We start from the raw sequence: 16,034 nt of genomic DNA, 5'->3' as shown, positions 1-16,034 counted from the left end.
CTAGCCGGGCCGCTCCCCGGACTGGATCCGCGTCGACAGCACGCGGTTCACCACCTCGGCCACCCCCTCCCCGAGCGGCCGGTGCCCGGAGAGCACGACCAATCCCCGTGCCAGCTCGGCGCAGGCCGCGTCGACGGCTTGCCTGGCGTGATCGCGCTGCGCGATCACGGTGGCATGCAGCAGGGCGGTCAATGTCACCGTCGCGTTGAACATCTGGAGGTGGATCATCTTGGCGGTCAGGCCGAGGCCGTCGAACGCGGGCAGGTTCCGCGACACCGCGAATGTCGTGACGAGCGAGGCGATGAGGGCGCATGGCAGCGCACCCGCCAGCTGGAAGCGCACGCCTGCCCAGATCAGGAAGGGGAATACCACGAAGTCCAGCTGCTGGCGCCCGAATGCGGGCAAGGCGACGGCCAGGAAGGTGCCGACCACGAGCGCCACCGCCTCGGCCGCCCGGAACAGGCTGATCTCCTTCGGCATTCGGGCGGTCCGGGCGACGAGCAGCAGGGGCGCGAATATCAGGACGCCCATCGCGTCCCCCGCCCACCACACCCACCATGTCGTCCAGAAACCGCGCCCGGCGACGAAGGCGAGCACCGCGCTGCCGATCGTCGCGCTGATCAGCATTCCGGCCAGTGCACCGAGGAAAACGAGCGCGAGCCCATCGCGGAACCGGTCGAACCGCTCGCGGAAGCCCGTCTGCCGCAACAACAGATACGCGCACACGGGAGCCGCGGTATTGCCGACCGCGATCAGCAGGACCGCGGGCACCGACGGTCCGAGCGCCAGGTTGGTGAGAAGCGCACCCAGTGCGATCCCCGGCCAGATGCGCAGCCCGAGCAGGAGCAGACAGGCCAGTGATATCCCGGTCGGCGGCCACAGCGGGGTCACCTGCCCGCCGACGAGCGCCAGCCGCAGTCCGATCTGCGCGGCTCCGAAGTACGCCGCAGCGACGGCAACGATCCACAGTGCCGGGACGACCCCACGGACGGACACAGTCACTAACGATAGTGAGCGTTGCCCGGTCCCGGCGCCCAATCGACCACGAGTTCTCATTCAGCGACCACGGCAACCGCGCCCACCGTACGGTGCACACGCTGGTGACATCCGTCCCTCCGGGCCGGGACTTTCGGCACTCGCCACCTCCCACGGTCCGAGTAGCCTCGAAGCTAACCGTCCGAGTCCCGAAGCGTGGCAACGAATCACCCGTTCACTGTGGAGCGAAATGATGCCGAAGATTCCTGGCTCGCGCGATACGGACGACGCCGCGGCACCCCGGGCGGCGACGGCGCCGGAGCCTCTCACAAACGGATACGACCCGCGCAGTGCCCTGTACGCCGATTCTGCGGATCGGCTGGTCCGGCAGCTGTTCGATGTGGGGCTGCGACTGCACGGTCTACGCGAGGTGTTCGAGGATGACGACGCACTGTCCGAGCGGAACCGTCGTGCCGGCGACGCGGTTGCCGACATCCTCGAAGATCTGGACAAGATCATCCGCAATACCGGGCTCACCATGCTCGCCGCTGTCAGCTCCGGCCATTCCGCGACCGCGGACGCGCGCCGACTCGCGACCGGCAGCGGGCGCCCCGTCATCAAGCGCATGAACCGCAGGTGATTGCGATAACGGACATGTGCACCAAACCCGAAGAGGTCAAGGGACTTCGGTCACCGATTCGAGGACCGACTCCAGCCTGTGATGCCGTCGTTTTTCGTACGCTAGAACCTATGACCGAGGGAGATCAGCCCCCCACGATCAAGGTGTTCCTGGTGGATGATCACCACATCGTGCGGCGCGGGGTCGCCGACCTGATCGATACCGAGCCCGATCTCGAGGTGATCGGCGACGCGGGCACCGTATCCCAGGCCATGGCACGCATCCCCGCCCTGTGTCCCGACGTGGTCGTCCTCGACATACGACTGCCCGACGGCAACGGTATCGAGCTGTGCCGGGAACTGCTGAATCACCACCCGCGCCTACGCTGCCTGATCCTCACCTCGTACACCGACGAGCAGGCCATGCTCGACGCAATCCTGGCCGGGGCCAGCGGCTATGTGGTCAAGGATATCGACACACTCGAGCTGGTCGATGCCATCCGCGCGGTCGGAGCGGGCAATTCGCTGCTGGACAACCGCGCGGCCGCCGCGCTCATGGCCAAGCTGCGCGAAGACGCCGAAGCCAGAACCGGGCCACTGGCCGGCCTGACCGAGCAGGAGCGAACGCTGCTCGACCTGCTCGGCCAGGGGCTGACCAACCGGCAGATCGCGAGCCGAATGTTCCTGGCGGAGAAAACCGTCAAGAACTATGTTTCCCGTTTGCTGATCAAACTCGGGGTGGAGCGGCGCACTCAGGCCGCCTTACTCGCCACCAAGCTCAATCCGCCGAAGCCGGAATGAGTCGGTGCCCGGCCGCTGATCGGATCGCGGTCCCCGGAACCGGGCCCGTGCGAAAATGCGGTGTATGGAAGGCGAGTCGTCCGAAGCGGCGGCGGTCGGCCGAACTGCCATGACCGAGGCACTGTCCCAACTGCGACTGCGGGAGCTGCTGAACGAAGTTCAGGACCGGATCGTGCAGATCGTCGGCGTGCGTGATCAGATGGATCGGTTGATCGAAGCGATGCTGGTGATCACCGCCGGACTCGATCTCGACGACACACTGCGCGCGATCGTGCACAGCGCGATCGAGTTGGTCGATTCCCGATATGGCGCGCTCGGCGTTCGTGACATCGATATCACCAGTCATCAACTGGCCGAATTCATCTACGAGGGCATCGACGACCGCACCCGGCTCATGATCGGCGACCTGCCCCGCGGCCACGGCGTACTCGGCGCGCTCTTCGAGGATCCCAAACCCATCAGGCTGACCGACCTTTCGGCACATCCCGCATCGGTCGGCTTCCCGGAGCACCACCCGCCGATGCACACCTTCCTCGGCGTTCCCGTGAAGGTACGCGACGAGATATTCGGCAATCTCTATCTCACCGAGAAAGCGGGTGGCCAGCGATTCACCGAGGACGACGAGGTGATCGTCCAAGCGCTCGCCGCGGCCGCGGGTATCGCCATCGCCAACGCCCGCCTCTATGAACAATCCCGCATCCGCCAGCTCTGGCTGGAAGCGACGCAGGACGTCACCACCGAACTACTCGCCGGCCGCGAACCGAACGAGGTACTCGGGATGGTCGCCGATCGGGCACTGCGGCTGACCCAGTCGGCGTGCACTTTCCTCGCGCTACCCGAAGATCCGGAGATTCCACATGACGACGTGACCGAACTGGTGGTCGTTGCCAGCGCGGGCACCGACGTGAGAATAGTGACCGGGCAACACATTCCAGTGAGCGAGTCGCATGCGGGCATCGCGTTCCGGGAGAACAGGGCACTGGCTGTCGACCGGCTCGGCTTCAGGCCGCGATTCGAGCATCCGGTCGAGGTCGGCCCGGCGCTGGTGCTGCCACTGCGCGCCGAACAGTCCGTGATCGGCGTGCTGACCATCCTGCTACCCGTCGGCGCCACGCCGCTGGACGCCGCGGGCCGGAGCATGATGGTCGCCTTCGCCACTCAGGCCGCCCTTGCGCTGCAACTCGCCGACAGCCAGCGCCGCAATCGCGAACTCGACGTGCTCTCCGAACGCGACCGCATCGCCCGCGACCTGCACGACCATGTCATCCAGCGGCTGTTCGCCGTCGGGCTCTCGCTGCAGGGCACCGCGCAACGGGCCCGCGTGCCCGAGGTCAAGAGCCGGCTCATCGACACCATTCAAGACATCCAGGCGATCGTGCAGGACATCCGGCACTCGATCTTCGATCTGCACAGCGGCACCACGGCCGACTCCCCCAGATTGCGTCAACGCCTGCACGCCATCATCGCCGAGATGACCGCCGACACCGGGCTGCGCACCACCGTCCGGTTGGCCGGTCCGGTCTCGGTGCTCGCGCCGCCGCTGTCCGACGATATCGAAGCGGTGCTGCGTGAAGGGATCAGCAATGTGGTGCGGCACGCCAACGCGGCAACGGTGTCGGTGAATATCGTGATGCGCGACGACATCACCGTCGAGGTATCCGACGACGGCATCGGGCTCCCGGCCGATGCCACCCGCAGAAGCGGACTGGCCAACCTGGCCGTGCGCGCGGAGCGGGCAGGCGGAACCTTCTCGATCGCCCGCCGCCCCGCGGGCGGCACCGTGCTGTTCTGGACCGCTCCGCTGCCCTGACGACGGATTCGCTCGCCGCAACACTCCTGCCCGCCCTGAGCACATCAGGCTGAGTACGCGCGCATCAGCTCACCGACGCTTCACCATTCGGCGAAGGAGCCGTCGCGGTGCGACCAGATCGGGTTGCGCCAGCGGTGGCCGTGTTCGGCGGCACGGAGCACCGCTTTCTCGTCGACCTCGATGCCGAGGCCCGGCGCGCGGAGTAGGTCGACGTAGCCGTCGCGGTAGGCGAAAACCGTTGGGTCGACGAGATAGTCGAGCAGGTCGGAGCCGGTGTTGTAGTGGATGCCGAGGCTTTGTTCCTGGATCAGCAGGTTGGGGGCGTTGAAGCCGACCTGCAGGCTGGCGGCCAGTGCGATCGGGCCGAGTGGGCAGTGCGGGGCCAGCGCGATGCCGCGGGATTCGGCGGCCGCGGCGATGCGGCGCACCTCCGAGATGCCGCCCGCGTGCGACAGATCCGGCTGGACGACGGCAACGCCCTGCTCGAGCACGGAGTGAAAGTCCCAGCGGGAGTACAGCCGTTCGCCGGTGGCGATGGGAATGCTTGTCGCGCCGACGATTTCGCCGATCCGATCGCTCAGCTCCGGCACCACCGGCTCCTCGACGAAGAAGGGGAGATACGGCTCGAGCAGCGGCAGCACCCGCTTGGCCATCGGCGCGGACAGGCGGCCGTGGAAGTCGATCGCGATATCGAATTCGTCGCCGGTGGCGGCACGGACGGCGGCCACCCGGTCGACGATCTCGCGGGTGGCGCGCGGTGTGTCGATCGGCTCGAGTTCGGCGGAGGCGTTCATCTTGATCGCGGTGAACCCAGCCGCCTGCCGCTCCAGCGCCGCCTCGGCGACCTCGTCGGGACGGTCACCGCCGATCCAGCTGTACACGCGGACGCGGTCACGAACCGCGCCACCGAGCAACTGCCACACCGGAACTCCGAGCGCCTTGCCGGTGATATCCCAGAGCGCCTGGTCGATTCCGGCGACCGCACTCGACAGGATCGGACCACCGCGATAGAAGCCGCCCTTGGTGAGCACCTGCCAGTGCGCCTCGATACTCATCGGATCCTTGCCGATGAGGTAGTCGGACAGTTCGTCCACCGCGGCGGCCACGGTGTGCGCGCGGCCCTCGATCACCGGCTCACCCCACCCGGTGATGCCCTCGTCGGTGTCGACCCGCAAGAAGCACCAGCGCGGCGCGACCGAATAGGTAGTGAGCGCAGTGATTTTCACCGAGATTCCTTTCGTACACTCCAGCCACCGTCGACGACGAGATTCGCGCCGGTGATGAACGAGGCGTCGTCGGAGGCGAGGAACGCGACCGCGGCGGCCACCTCATCGGGCTGACCCATCCGATCCAATGCGGTGGCTCGTGCCGACATCCGCCTGCCGTCGGCATCGACGTCATCCCAGACGGGGGTCAGAATCGGCCCGGGCAGAACGGCATTCACCCGAACCCTGGCCGTCCCGTACTCCACCGCGAGCTGGCGGACCAGCGCCGTCAATCCGCCCTTGGCGGCGGCATACACCGGGAACCCGGGCAGACCGAAGTTGGCATGCACGCTCGATACCGCCACCACATTCCCCTGATTGGCCCGCAGATCATCGATGAACGTGCGCACCCCGAGAAACAGCGGCCGCAGATTCACCGCGAGCCCCTCGTCCCACTGACCGACCGACAACTCGTGCGCGGGTATCACCGCCTGCCGAGACGCATTGCTGCACAACAAGTCCAACCGCCCGAACAGCGCACCGACCCGCTCCCGCAACGCAACCCACGACTCCTCCTCGGCCACATCACACCGAACGAATTCCGCGCGATGCCCCGCCGCCCGAATCTTCGCCGCCACATCACGCCCCGCCGTCTCGGCGATGTCGGCGATCACCACCGCCGCCCCCTCGGCCGCCAACCGCTGCGCGGTCGCCGCCCCGATCCCCGAAGCGGCCCCGGTAACCACGGCGACCTTGTCCGCAAGACGATTCATGCCCATTCCTCGCTGACGGCCGACTCCGGCATCAGCGAAGACGCCACTGATCCGCTCGCTCATATTCAGCCCCTTCCCCGCGCTCGGTTCCGCCGTGCCCCGCCACAGTCGTGGCCTGCGCACCCTCGCCCATGCGTCGGCGCCTGCCAGCAGGCGACGAGTTGCCGATCCACTGCCTCATGCATTTCCTCCGTGCTCAACGATTGATATCGGGCGCGGCGAGCAGACCGAGCTCGTGCCGGTATGGCAGACCGGCCCAGTCGCCCTGGGCGGAGACGGCGAACGCGCCGCAGGTAGCGCCCAGTAGCAGGCGATCCGGGACGGCTGCCCCGTCCAATGCCGCCGCGAGGTATCCGGCGACGAAGGCGTCTCCGGCGCCGACCGGATCGACGCTGGTCACCGTCAAAGCGGGTTGGGCGAACAGCTCACCGTCGCGCCAGCCGAGCGCGCCGTCCGCGCCGAGCTTCAGCACCACCTCCGACGGGCCCAGTGCCGCAAGCGCTTTCGTCATCGCCGCCGGATCACCAGGCGGGACGAGCAATGCCGCCTCGTCGACTCCGGCGAAGACGATATCCGCGCGGGCAATCAGATCCACCAACGCGGCGGCCGCCGCGTCGGGCGACCACAGCGCACGACGGTAGTTGATGTCGAACGACACGGTGACCCCCGCATCGACAGCGGCATCAAGCGCCGCGCGCACCGCTTCGCGCGCCGAATCGCTCAACGCCGGAGTGATACCGGTCAGATGCAGCACTCGGCACTTCGCGATCCGCCGCGCGTCGACATCGGCCGCGGACAACCGCGACCCGGCCAGCCCGCGCCGATAGTAGGTAGCGCGAATCCGGTCGGCCGTACGCCGCTCCCGCACCATCAACCCGCTCGGCACCTCCGTATCGATCCGGCACCCGCTCACATCGATCCGCTCCGCCCGCAGCCGATCCAGCACCATCACCCCGATCGCATCCGCCCCGACACACCCCGTCCAAGCCGCCGAATGCCCGAGCCTGCGCACGCCGATCGCCACGGTCGCCTCGGCCCCCGCGAAATCCATCCGCATCGCCGCACCGGACGCCAGCGGCCCCGGCTCCACCGCCGCGACTACCCCGAGCGCCTCGCCGAACGTGATGAGACCACCACTCATGACAGCCGCTCCCGTCGCGATGAATCCCACGATCGGCACTCGTTCCGGGCCGCCGAGTGCTCGGGTGCACTGCGCCCAACGGCCACGGCTACCGCCGCTGCCAGACCTACGGTGGTTCGCGCGTCACGGTGATTGTCGGCCCGGCGCTGTCGCTGAAGCCCTTTCATAGCAACAGCTCTCGTAGGAGGGAGGTTCGGTCGTTGAGGGCGTCGAGGCTGCCGTCGGTGCATGCGTCGCCGATGAGGGGCGAGCCCATGCCCACGGCGGTGGCTCCGGTGTCGAGATAGGCTCTCGCGTCGGCGATTCCGATGCCGCCGGTCGGGACCAGTGGGATGCCGGTGAGTGGGCCACTGACCGCGTGGAGATAGTCGGGGCCGCCTGTCGCGGCCGGGAAGACCTTCACCATGGTGCTGCCGAGGGTCCAAGCGCGGTGGATCTCGGTGGGCGTCAACGCGCCGGAGATCACCGGGACGCCGAGTCTGCGGCCTTCGGCGATCACCTCGTCGATGACCGCGGGAGTGATCAGGTAGGCGGCACCGGCGTCGACGGCCTGCGCGGCGGCTTCCGCGGTGAGCACCGTTCCCGCCCCCACCGGATGCGCGAGCCCTGCGCAGTCCCGTAGCGCGTCGAGCGCACCCGGTGAGTTGAGTGTGAATTCCACTGCCGTGATGCCGGATTCGTGCAAGACGGCGGCCACCTCGGGAAATCGCTTCGCGCTCGGTGCGCGGAGTATCGCGATCACCGGGATGTCGAGCCACATCAGGTCGAACGTCATCGGTGCCCACCTATCTCGCGTCGGGGTCGGGGGTCATCGGCAGGCCGGGGCCGCCGAGCGTCAGGCTGAACGCACAACCTGACGCGATCGTGACCGCCTGATCGGTCGGGCGTACCCGGTCAACTGCCATCGGCGTGCACCAATCTCGTATCGGCGTAAGGGGTTACGGGCAGGCCGACGGTGCCGGGTTTGCAGGTGAACAGGCGGCCCGCGTCGGGTTCGGTGGCCGCCTCGTCCTCGGCGGCGGTGGTGATCACCAGGACGTCCAGGCGGGGTCCGGCGAAGGTGCAGCTGGAGACCTGGGAGGGGCCTACCTCGACAACCGCGCGCGGGTGACCGGACGGATCGAAGGCGCGAACCTCTCCCGCGCCCCAGACCGCGACCCAGACCCACCCGTTGGCATCGACGGTCAGACCGTCGGGTTCGCCGTCGAAGAAGGCGGCGAATGGGCGGCCGGGGCCGAAAGTGCCTGTCGCGGTGTCGTACTCGAAGGCGTCGACGCGACGGGTCGGGCTGTCGGCGTAGTAGAGGGTGGCGCCGTCGGGGCTCCAGCCCAGCCCGTTGGAGATGGTGACGCCGTGGCGGAGGGTGGTCAGCGATCCGTCGGGGTCGAGCCGGTACAGGGCAGCGCTGCCTTTGACGCCGTCCTCGGACATGGTGCCCGCGAGCAGTCGTCCGGCGGGGTCGACCTTCGCGTCGTTGGTGCGGCGGCGGACGCCGTCGTCGGGCATGGGCAACGTCGCGACCGGCGTGGCCGTTCGCCCGGCGATCCGAACGATGCGGTCGCCGACGGTGGCCAGCAAGGCGCCGGATGTGCAGGGCAGCACCGCACTCACCGGCCCGTCGAGGCGCATCGTCGACTGGTCGACGAGGTCGAGCGTGCCGTCGAAGGATGCCAGTGTCGCACTGTGGATATCACCAGACCGGATGTCGACCCACAGCAGCATCTCCGTGTCCGGATCCCAGACCGGCCCCTCGCAGAGTCGTCCGGGCGGCACCGAACAGCGTTGTGCGCGTATCGTATTCAGAACAACCTCCTCGAATGCCGTGCCGGACTCAGGTCGGCAGCCCGACCGCGCGCTCACCGCTGCGCCGCTGCTGGATCACCACCGCGGCCACCAGCAGGGAACCCTGGGCGACGTTCTGCCAGAAGGTGTTCACCCCGACCACGTTCAACCCGTTGTCCAGCGCGCCGAGCAGCACCACCGCGAGCAGCGTGCCGCCCACCGTGCCCTTGCCGCCCTTCAGCGCACAGCCGCCGAGAGCGGCCGCAGTGATCGCCTTGAGCTCCAAACCCTCACTGCCGGACACGGGTTGGCCGGATCCGGTGCGCGCGGTCAGGATGATGCCCGCGATCGCCGCCACCGCGCCGGCGAGCACATAGACCGCGATCAGATACTTGTTGATGTTGATGCCGGAGAGCCGTGCCGCGGTGTCGTTACCGCCGATGGCATAGATATTGCGGCCGATGTCGGTGTATTTCAGCAGGCAGTGCACCGCGAGCGCGACCAGCGCCAATATCAGCACCGGCACCGGCAACCCGGCGATCTTGCCGCGGGCCAGGAAGATGAACACGTCGTTGTCGAGCACGAATCCCTGTGCTTTGCCGCCCGAGATCAGCTGCGCCACACCCTTGTACGCGGCCAGCGTGGCCAGCGTCGCGATCACCGGGTTGACCCGCCCGTAGACGATGATCACCCCGTTCACCAGGCCGAGCACCAGCCCGACGCCGACGGCCGCGAGGATACCGACGAAGGCGTTGCCCGAGGCCGAGGTGAACGCCATGGCGCTCACCACCGAGGCGACCCCGGCCTGTGAGCCCACCGAAATGTCCAGCGCCCCGCAGATGATCACCACCGTCTGCACCACGGCGAGCAATCCGAACACGGTGACCGCCTCCCCGATACCGGCGAGGTTCTTCGGGTCGAGATACCCGGGATTGAGCCATCCGAAGATCGCCACGATCACCGCGAGCGCCCCGATCAGGCTCAGGTTCCCGGTGCCGACGGCATGCACCAGGCGCGCGCCGAGCGACACCGTCGGGCGGGCGGGCGCGGGTTTTTCGGGTGCGGCCGATTCGGTGGACAGCGAAAGTTGTTGCTCTGTCATAGATTTCCTCCGGATGAATGCGCCGTCAGGTCCCCCGCCATGGCCAGCGCGAGTATCGCTTCCTCACTGGCCTGCGCGCGGTCGAGCTCGCCGGTGACGTGGCCGTCCTGCATGACCACGATCCGGTCGGCCAGCCCGAGCACCTCCGGCAGTTCCGAGGAGATGACGAGCACGGCCATCCCGGCCTCGGCCAATTCCTCGATGACGTGGTAGATCTCGATCTTCGCGCCGATATCGACGCCGCGGGTCGGCTCGTCCAGGATCAGCACCTTGGGTTTGCGGGCCAGCCAGCGGGCGAGCACCACCTTCTGCTGATTGCCGCCGGAGAGCTTGCGCACTTCCTGTTCGACGGAGGGCGTACGGATGCGCAGCGTGCGCACATACTCCTCGGCGAGTGCGCGCTCGGCGCCGCGCCGCACGAACCGCAGCACACGCAGCCGCGAGAGCACCGCGAGCGAGATGTTGTCGCGCACACCGCGAAACATCAGCAGCGCCTGCGCTTTTCGCTCCTCCGGCGCATAGCCGATGCCGGCCCGCACCGCGTCGCGCGGTTGCCGCAGCCGCAGGCGTTTGCCGTCCACCCGTACCTCACCGGACCGGATCGGCAGATCACCCGCGAGCGCACCGGCCAGCTCGGATCGGCCCGCACCCACCAGCCCGGCGAGCGCGACCACCTCCCCGGCCCGTACCGCCACCGTCACCTCGCGCACGTCGTCGGTGGTGACCGCGTCCACCTCCAGCACCACGCGTCCCGGCGTGCTCTGCTTGCGGGCGAACATCGTGGACAGATCCCGCCCGACCATCATCCGGACGATCTCCCGATCACTCGTCTCGGCGATCGCCCGCACCCCGGCCAGCGCGCCGTCACGCAGCACCGCGACCCGGTCGGCCAGCCGGAAGATCTCCCGAATCCGGTGCGACACATAGATCACCGCGAGCCCGCGTTCGCGCAACCGGTCGATCAGCGCGAACAGCAGCTCGGTCTCGTGATCCGACAGCGACGAGGTCGGCTCGTCGAAGGCGATCACCTTCGCGTCGGTAGTGAGCGCCCGCATGATCTCGACCAGTTGCCGTTGCGCCGCGGTGAGTTTCGACCCGAGCGTGTCCGGGTCCAGATCACGGCCGAAGCCGAGCCGCGCCAGATCGGCGCGCATCCGCTCGCGCAGCGCGGCCCGATCGAGCAGCCGTCCCGCGCGCCGTGGCAGCGCACCGAGGTAGACGTTCTCGGCGACCGAGACGTGCGGCACGATCTCCGGCTCCTGCGCGATCACCCTGATGCCCGCCGCACGCGCCGCGGCCGGGGTGGCCAGCTCGAGCCGGACACCGTCGAGCTCGAGCACGCCGCTGTCCGGACGGTGATCGCCGCCGAGAATCCTGATGAGCGTGGACTTCCCGGCCCCGTTCTCCCCCATCAGGGCGGTCACGGCGCCGGCCGGGAAGTCGATGCTCACCTCGCGCAGGGCGGGCACACCGGCGAAACTCTTGGCCACACCGGTGACCCGCAGCCCGGTCAGCTGCATGCGACGCCCGCCTGCTGCCAGTTGCTCGAATCGACCATCTTGGTCGGCGCGAACGCCTCGGTCGGCATCTGCTTGCCGTTCTTCAGGAAGTCGTAAATGGTCTGCACGGCAAGCGAACCGACGTCTTTACCGTTGATGAACAACGCCGCCTTGAATCCGGTCGGCTTGCCGCCGCGCCATTCCTTGCACGCGAGGTAGGCGCCGAGGCCGACGCCGAGCACATTGTCCGCGGCGTAGCCGGAGTTCTGAATGGCCGCGACGCCGCCGCTGACGTTCTCGTCGTTGCAGCCCATGACGATCCAGTTCTTCACCGACCGATTGCCCGCGACGGTGGCCGAGATCTTGTTCTGCGCATCCGACGGCGTGTTGTCGGTGCCGACCTCGATCACCCGCACGTCGGTGCCGGACGCTTCCCGAAATGCCTTCTGGTTGGCCTTGACTCGGTCGGTGCATACCGTGACGTCCTGCTTCCAGGCGTCGACGATGGCCGTCTCCTCCGGCTTCCAGCCGAGCTTCTTGAAGTCCTGGCCCGCGCGGGTGCCGACCTCGGTGCCCATCTGCGTGCCGCTGAAGCCGACGCGCGGGATCAGCTGATCCTTCGCGCACGACGCGGGATCCGGTCCGTTGGTACACACCTGATCGTCGGAGGTGAGCAGCGCGACGCTGCCGGACTTGGCCAGCTGCACCACCTGCGGGCCGACCGACGGATCGGGCACGACGATGATCACGCCGTTGGCCTTCTGGTTCACCGCGTTCTGCACCTCGGTGACCGCCTTGTTCGCGTCGTTGCCGAGGTTCACCACCTTCAGATCGACGCCGAGTTCGGCGGCCTTGGCCTTCGCGCCTTCGGCCTCGCCGATGAAGTACTCCTGATCGCCCTGCTTCTGGGCATAGACCAGGCTGATCTTTCCGCTGGTGTGCTGCGGTCCGTGCTGTTCGCCGCCGCTGTCCTTCCCGGACGAACAGGCGGACGCGGCCAGCGCCAGCGAAAGTCCCGCGATGGCGGCGGTGGTCCATCGGCGTCGATGCGTCAAGGACATGACGTACTCCCTCATCAAGATCCGCCGATGCGCGGCGGTACTGCTTGTGACTCAGGTAACAGTATGACTTCGGCTAACTGTTGTAAATAGTCTTCGCGGAACTGTTTCGGTAGCGTTTTCACCGTCGGACGGAAGGAGTGGGGTGTATCAGCTGACCGCGCGGGATATCAGGCGTCGCAACCGGTTCGCCGTGCTGCAGGCGGTCTACGCGGCCGGCGGGCCGACGAGCAGGCAGGAGATCACCCAGGCCACCGGGCTGTCGTTCGCCACGGTCGGCAATATGATCGCCGAACTGCTCGATGTCGGTGTACTCGCCGAGCAGGGCCGCGACGCGGCGGGTGTGGGCAGGCCGCGGGCGCGGCTGGCGATCAACCCGGCGCGCGGCGTGCTCATCGGCGTCGACATCGCCGAAACCGCAATACATTTCGATCTGTTCGATCTGGCCATGACGGTGCTGAGGTCGGTCGAGACCGCGATCGACCCGGCCGCCACCGAACCGGACGCGGTCGCCGACCTCATCGCCCGCGGTATCGCCGAGCTGACTCCCGTCGACGCCGATCGCGTACTCGGTGTCGGGCTGAGCGTGCCGGGGCTCGTCGAGCCGGAGGGCGGCGTCTCGGTGTTCTCGCCGTACTGGCACTGGCACAACGTGCCGCTCAAAGCCCTACTGGAGCAACGGGTTCCGCACCCGCTCTACCTGGACAACCCGCTCAAGGCGAGCACCGCGGCACAGCTGTGGTTCGGCGCGGGCCGCGATGTCGACGACCTGATCGTGGTGACCCTGCGCGCCGGTGTCGGCATCGGCATCGTCATCGATGGCGCGCTGTATCGCGGCGTCACCAACAGCGCGGGCGAATGGGGACATACGAACCTCGTACTCGACGGGCGCGCATGCCGATGCGGGCGGCGCGGCTGCGTCGAGGCCTACGTCAGCACGCGCGGCATCGCCGCGACCCTGCGCGAGGTGGCGCCGGACAGTCCGCTGCTCGACGGCGACGACGCCCATGTACTCGCCGCCGTCGCCACCGCCGCCGAGCGAGGCGATGCCACCGCACTCGAGGTGGTCGAACGCACCGGCCGCTACCTCGGCGTCGCCGTGGCCAACCTGGTCAACTTGTTCAACCCGCGCACCATGGTCTTCGGCGATGTGGTGGCCAACCTCCTCGGCGCCCCACTGCTCGAGATCACCCGACGGGTAGCCGCCGACCACGCCATGTCCGACACCTTCCACGCGGTGACCCTTCAACTCTGCACCCTCCCGCACAATCCGGCCAGCCTCGGCGCCGCCACCTTCGCCCTCGACGGATTCCTCACCGACCGGGAAACTTTCGGCTCCATCGCCGCGTGGCGCGCCACCCGCACCACCACCTGACCGTGAACCGCTGACGCTGCGGCACCGTGGATCACACAGCGGTGCGGTGTAACCCGGCCACCTATCTACCAGTGAACGCGGTGGCCGGTTCCCGCGCCCGGAAGGTGGTCGGCAATGGTGGCGAGGTCGAGATCCGAGCCGCGGTCCTCGGCCGCCGCGCTGCGGCTGGTGTCCGGCCAGGGGTATGCGAGCTGGGAGCAGGTGTATCGGGACAACGTCGGCTGGGTCTACGGGCTGATGTTCGCGAAGGTCGGGAACCGTTCCGACGCCGAGGATCTCACCGCCGAGGTGTTCGTGGCGGCGCTGAAGCCGCTGCGGATCTCCGCGACGGTGCCGGAGATCCGCGCTTATCTGCGCGGCACCGCACGGACGGTACTCGCCGGATATTGGCGCTCCCGGCTGGGCAGAGAGATCACCGTCATCGATGACGTGCCCGACAATCCGCCGGAGCAGCAGGACAATTCGACCGCGGTGGACCGAGCGCAGGCCGTTTTGAGCCAGTTGCCGGATCGCTATCGCCGGATCTTGGAACTGCGTTTTCTGCAAGGATTATCGGTGCGTGACGCGGCGAACGCACTGCACATCACGGTGGCGAATGCGAAGGTGTTGCAGCACCGGGCATTACAGGCGGCGGCGCGGCTGAGCGAGGGAGGTGCGTGATGAGCGAACGGGAGGTCGACCGGTACGTCGAGGATCTGCTCGCCGGTCGGCGGCCGCACGCGTTCCGGCCCGATGACGCGGAGGCCGGCGAGATCCGTGCGGCCATCGAGTTGCGCGCCGCCCGGCTCGGCAGCGATGCGCCGAGCGAGGAATTCCTGACCGGTCTACAGCGGCGGCTCGCCGACGAGATCGACTCCGCGCCAGCGCCTCCCGGCTCGCGCACCACCCGGCGCACAGTGTTGATCGGCACCTCGGTCGCCGCGGCCGCCGCGGCGGGCGGCGTGATCGACCACGTGGTCGTCGCGGGCCTCGATGGCGGCGCATCGGCCGCACAGCAGGCGTTGACGCCCAACAACGGCGCCTGGCATCCGGTCGCGGCCAGCGCCGATCTGCCCGAAGGCGCCACCCTCGCGTTCGACGTCGGTGCCGTGCGCGGATTCGTGCGGCGCCGTGACGGCATCCCGAGCGCGGTGTCCGGTGTCTGCACCCATCAGGGCTGCAAACTCTGGCTGGACGCGCCGGCCGCCGAGCTGCGCTGCCCCTGCCACACCACGTCGTTCACCACCGACGGCCAGGTCGTCACCCATCAGCTGCCGATCGCCCCTGCGCCGCTGCCGCGGCTGCGGATCCGCGAGATCAACGGTGTCATAGAGGTTTTCGCACCCACCGAACCCGCCTGAGCGCTGTAACCCCGGTGCCTATCTGTTGGTGAGTGCCCGCATTCGCGGGCCCCGAACGGAGACCGGACCATGACACGACTTCGCCTGCACCGAACCGCGATCGCCACCGCGGCAGCAGCTTTGACGGCGGTGAGCCTGACCGGGTGTGGTGGCAGTAGCCCCACCACCACGGACACGGCGGCGCCCGCACCGACTTTCGCATCGGGCGCCCCCGGCATGACACCAGGCGCCATGTCACCGATGCCGGGCATGCCGCCGATGCCCGGCATGTCGTCCTCGGCGGGGCAGCCGGCACCGGCGGGACCGAACGCGGTGAGCATCGACAACTTCGCTTTCGCGCCACCGGCTTTGACGGTGCGGGCCGGAGCGACCGTCACCTGGACCAACCGCGACGAGGAGCCGCACAATGTCGTCGCGAAGGACGGCGGCTTCCGTTCCCCGACCATGGGCAGCGGCGCGACGTTCACCTTCACCTTCACCAAAGCCGGTAGCTACGAATATATCTGCGCGATCCACCCGTTCATGCACGCCACCGTGGTGGTGACCCCGTGACCG

At 68.2% G+C, this 16,034-nt stretch carries 16 protein-coding genes; 7 read left to right on the top strand and 9 right to left on the bottom strand.

The window, feature by feature from the left end; translation table 11 throughout:
* On the bottom strand, positions 1-996 hold the full coding sequence (locus tag ACIG5A_RS03415) for an MASE1 domain-containing protein (protein ID WP_397237221.1): 996 nt from the start codon (positions 994-996) through the stop codon (positions 1-3).
* Positions 997-1,228: 232 nt separating this feature from the next.
* Between ACIG5A_RS03415 and ACIG5A_RS03410 the strand changes: the two genes are divergently transcribed.
* From ACIG5A_RS03410 to ACIG5A_RS03400, 3 genes are all read left to right on the top strand, one after another.
* Entirely contained in the window at positions 1,229-1,615 is a 387-nt protein-coding gene (locus tag ACIG5A_RS03410) for a hypothetical protein (protein ID WP_397237219.1), read from the top strand.
* 110 nt (positions 1,616-1,725) lie between these two features.
* Positions 1,726-2,394, top strand: a complete 669-nt coding sequence (locus ACIG5A_RS03405; RefSeq protein ID WP_397237217.1) for a response regulator — start codon at positions 1,726-1,728, stop codon at positions 2,392-2,394.
* Between the two features lie 64 nt (positions 2,395-2,458).
* Positions 2,459-4,204, top strand: a complete 1,746-nt coding sequence (locus ACIG5A_RS03400) for a GAF domain-containing protein (RefSeq protein WP_397237215.1) — start codon at positions 2,459-2,461, stop codon at positions 4,202-4,204.
* 80 nt (positions 4,205-4,284) lie between these two features.
* Here ACIG5A_RS03400 and dgoD read toward each other — a convergent pair whose 3' ends face one another.
* The 8 genes from dgoD to ACIG5A_RS03360 all read right to left on the bottom strand — a co-directional run bounded on the left by dgoD (position 4,285) and on the right by ACIG5A_RS03360 (position 12,767).
* Positions 4,285-5,430: a galactonate dehydratase gene (gene dgoD, locus ACIG5A_RS03395; protein WP_397237213.1), complete on the bottom strand. Its 1,146-nt coding sequence runs from the start codon at positions 5,428-5,430 to the stop codon at positions 4,285-4,287.
* Positions 5,427-6,182 carry an SDR family NAD(P)-dependent oxidoreductase gene (locus tag ACIG5A_RS03390; RefSeq protein WP_397237211.1) on the bottom strand — a complete coding sequence of 252 codons (756 nt, stop codon included), beginning with the start codon at positions 6,180-6,182 and terminating at the stop codon, positions 5,427-5,429. The genes dgoD and ACIG5A_RS03390 overlap by 4 nt, the downstream gene beginning before the upstream one ends.
* Positions 6,183-6,378: 196 nt before the next feature.
* On the bottom strand, positions 6,379-7,323 hold the full coding sequence (locus ACIG5A_RS03385) for a sugar kinase (RefSeq protein ID WP_397237209.1): 945 nt from the start codon (positions 7,321-7,323) through the stop codon (positions 6,379-6,381).
* Positions 7,324-7,486: 163 nt separating this feature from the next.
* Positions 7,487-8,098 carry a bifunctional 4-hydroxy-2-oxoglutarate aldolase/2-dehydro-3-deoxy-phosphogluconate aldolase gene (locus ACIG5A_RS03380; protein WP_397237207.1) on the bottom strand — a complete coding sequence of 204 codons (612 nt, stop codon included), beginning with the start codon at positions 8,096-8,098 and terminating at the stop codon, positions 7,487-7,489.
* Positions 8,099-8,217: 119 nt separating this feature from the next.
* Positions 8,218-9,096: an SMP-30/gluconolactonase/LRE family protein gene (locus ACIG5A_RS03375; protein ID WP_397237205.1), complete on the bottom strand. Its 879-nt coding sequence runs from the start codon at positions 9,094-9,096 to the stop codon at positions 8,218-8,220.
* Between the two features lie 58 nt (positions 9,097-9,154).
* Positions 9,155-10,207: an ABC transporter permease gene (locus ACIG5A_RS03370; RefSeq protein ID WP_397237203.1), complete on the bottom strand. Its 1,053-nt coding sequence runs from the start codon at positions 10,205-10,207 to the stop codon at positions 9,155-9,157.
* Positions 10,204-11,727 carry a sugar ABC transporter ATP-binding protein gene (locus ACIG5A_RS03365; protein WP_397237201.1) on the bottom strand — a complete coding sequence of 508 codons (1,524 nt, stop codon included), beginning with the start codon at positions 11,725-11,727 and terminating at the stop codon, positions 10,204-10,206. Before ACIG5A_RS03365 ends, ACIG5A_RS03370 begins: the two co-directional genes overlap by 4 nt.
* On the bottom strand, positions 11,718-12,767 hold the full coding sequence (locus tag ACIG5A_RS03360; RefSeq protein WP_397237199.1) for a substrate-binding domain-containing protein: 1,050 nt from the start codon (positions 12,765-12,767) through the stop codon (positions 11,718-11,720). The genes ACIG5A_RS03365 and ACIG5A_RS03360 overlap by 10 nt, the downstream gene beginning before the upstream one ends.
* A 142-nt stretch (positions 12,768-12,909) precedes the next feature.
* On the opposite strand from ACIG5A_RS03360, the gene ACIG5A_RS03355 reads away from it, so the two are divergent.
* The 4 genes from ACIG5A_RS03355 to ACIG5A_RS03340 all read left to right on the top strand — a co-directional run bounded on the left by ACIG5A_RS03355 (position 12,910) and on the right by ACIG5A_RS03340 (position 16,031).
* Positions 12,910-14,139 (top strand): ROK family protein, encoded by a 1,230-nt coding sequence (locus ACIG5A_RS03355; protein ID WP_397237197.1) that lies wholly within the window; start codon positions 12,910-12,912, stop codon positions 14,137-14,139.
* A 114-nt stretch (positions 14,140-14,253) separates the two neighbouring features.
* Complete coding sequence (locus tag ACIG5A_RS03350) at positions 14,254-14,799, top strand: RNA polymerase sigma factor (protein ID WP_397237195.1); 546 nt, start codon at positions 14,254-14,256, stop codon at positions 14,797-14,799.
* Positions 14,799-15,479, top strand: coding sequence for a ubiquinol-cytochrome c reductase iron-sulfur subunit (locus tag ACIG5A_RS03345; RefSeq protein WP_397237193.1), 681 nt, complete (start codon positions 14,799-14,801; stop codon positions 15,477-15,479). The genes ACIG5A_RS03350 and ACIG5A_RS03345 overlap by 1 nt, the downstream gene beginning before the upstream one ends.
* A gap of 69 nt (positions 15,480-15,548) precedes the next feature.
* The gene (locus ACIG5A_RS03340) at positions 15,549-16,031 is read left to right on the top strand and encodes a cupredoxin family copper-binding protein (RefSeq protein ID WP_397237191.1); all 483 of its coding nucleotides are present in this window, start codon (positions 15,549-15,551) and stop codon (positions 16,029-16,031) included.
* The last annotated feature ends 3 nt before the right edge of the window (positions 16,032-16,034 follow it).

It is taken from the genome of Nocardia sp. NPDC052566 (genome assembly GCF_044547285.1).
Lineage (GTDB): Bacteria > Actinomycetota > Actinomycetes > Mycobacteriales > Mycobacteriaceae > Nocardia.
The sequence above is the reverse complement of the archived record's forward strand: the minus strand, read 5'-3'. Positions and strand labels throughout refer to the sequence as shown.

Bases quoted from the DNA above. Each gene is read 5' to 3' on its own strand.
- ACIG5A_RS03345 (WP_397237193.1), top strand. From the start codon at position 14,799: ATGAGCGAACGGGAGGTCGACCGGTACGTCGAGGATCTGCTCGCCGGT.
- ACIG5A_RS03410 (WP_397237219.1), top strand. From the start codon at position 1,229: ATGCCGAAGATTCCTGGCTCGCGCGATACGGACGACGCCGCGGCACCC.
- ACIG5A_RS03340 (WP_397237191.1), top strand. From the start codon at position 15,549: ATGACACGACTTCGCCTGCACCGAACCGCGATCGCCACCGCGGCAGCA.
- ACIG5A_RS03370 (WP_397237203.1), bottom strand. From the start codon at position 10,207: ATGACAGAGCAACAACTTTCGCTGTCCACCGAATCGGCCGCACCCGAA.
- ACIG5A_RS03350 (WP_397237195.1), top strand. From the start codon at position 14,254: ATGGTGGCGAGGTCGAGATCCGAGCCGCGGTCCTCGGCCGCCGCGCTG.
- ACIG5A_RS03365 (WP_397237201.1), bottom strand. From the start codon at position 11,727: ATGCAGCTGACCGGGCTGCGGGTCACCGGTGTGGCCAAGAGTTTCGCC.
- ACIG5A_RS03385 (WP_397237209.1), bottom strand. From the start codon at position 7,323: ATGAGTGGTGGTCTCATCACGTTCGGCGAGGCGCTCGGGGTAGTCGCG.
- ACIG5A_RS03400 (WP_397237215.1), top strand. From the start codon at position 2,459: ATGGAAGGCGAGTCGTCCGAAGCGGCGGCGGTCGGCCGAACTGCCATG.
- ACIG5A_RS03380 (WP_397237207.1), bottom strand. From the start codon at position 8,098: ATGACGTTCGACCTGATGTGGCTCGACATCCCGGTGATCGCGATACTC.
- ACIG5A_RS03360 (WP_397237199.1), bottom strand. From the start codon at position 12,767: ATGTCCTTGACGCATCGACGCCGATGGACCACCGCCGCCATCGCGGGA.
- ACIG5A_RS03405 (WP_397237217.1), top strand. From the start codon at position 1,726: ATGACCGAGGGAGATCAGCCCCCCACGATCAAGGTGTTCCTGGTGGAT.
- ACIG5A_RS03390 (WP_397237211.1), bottom strand. From the start codon at position 6,182: ATGAATCGTCTTGCGGACAAGGTCGCCGTGGTTACCGGGGCCGCTTCG.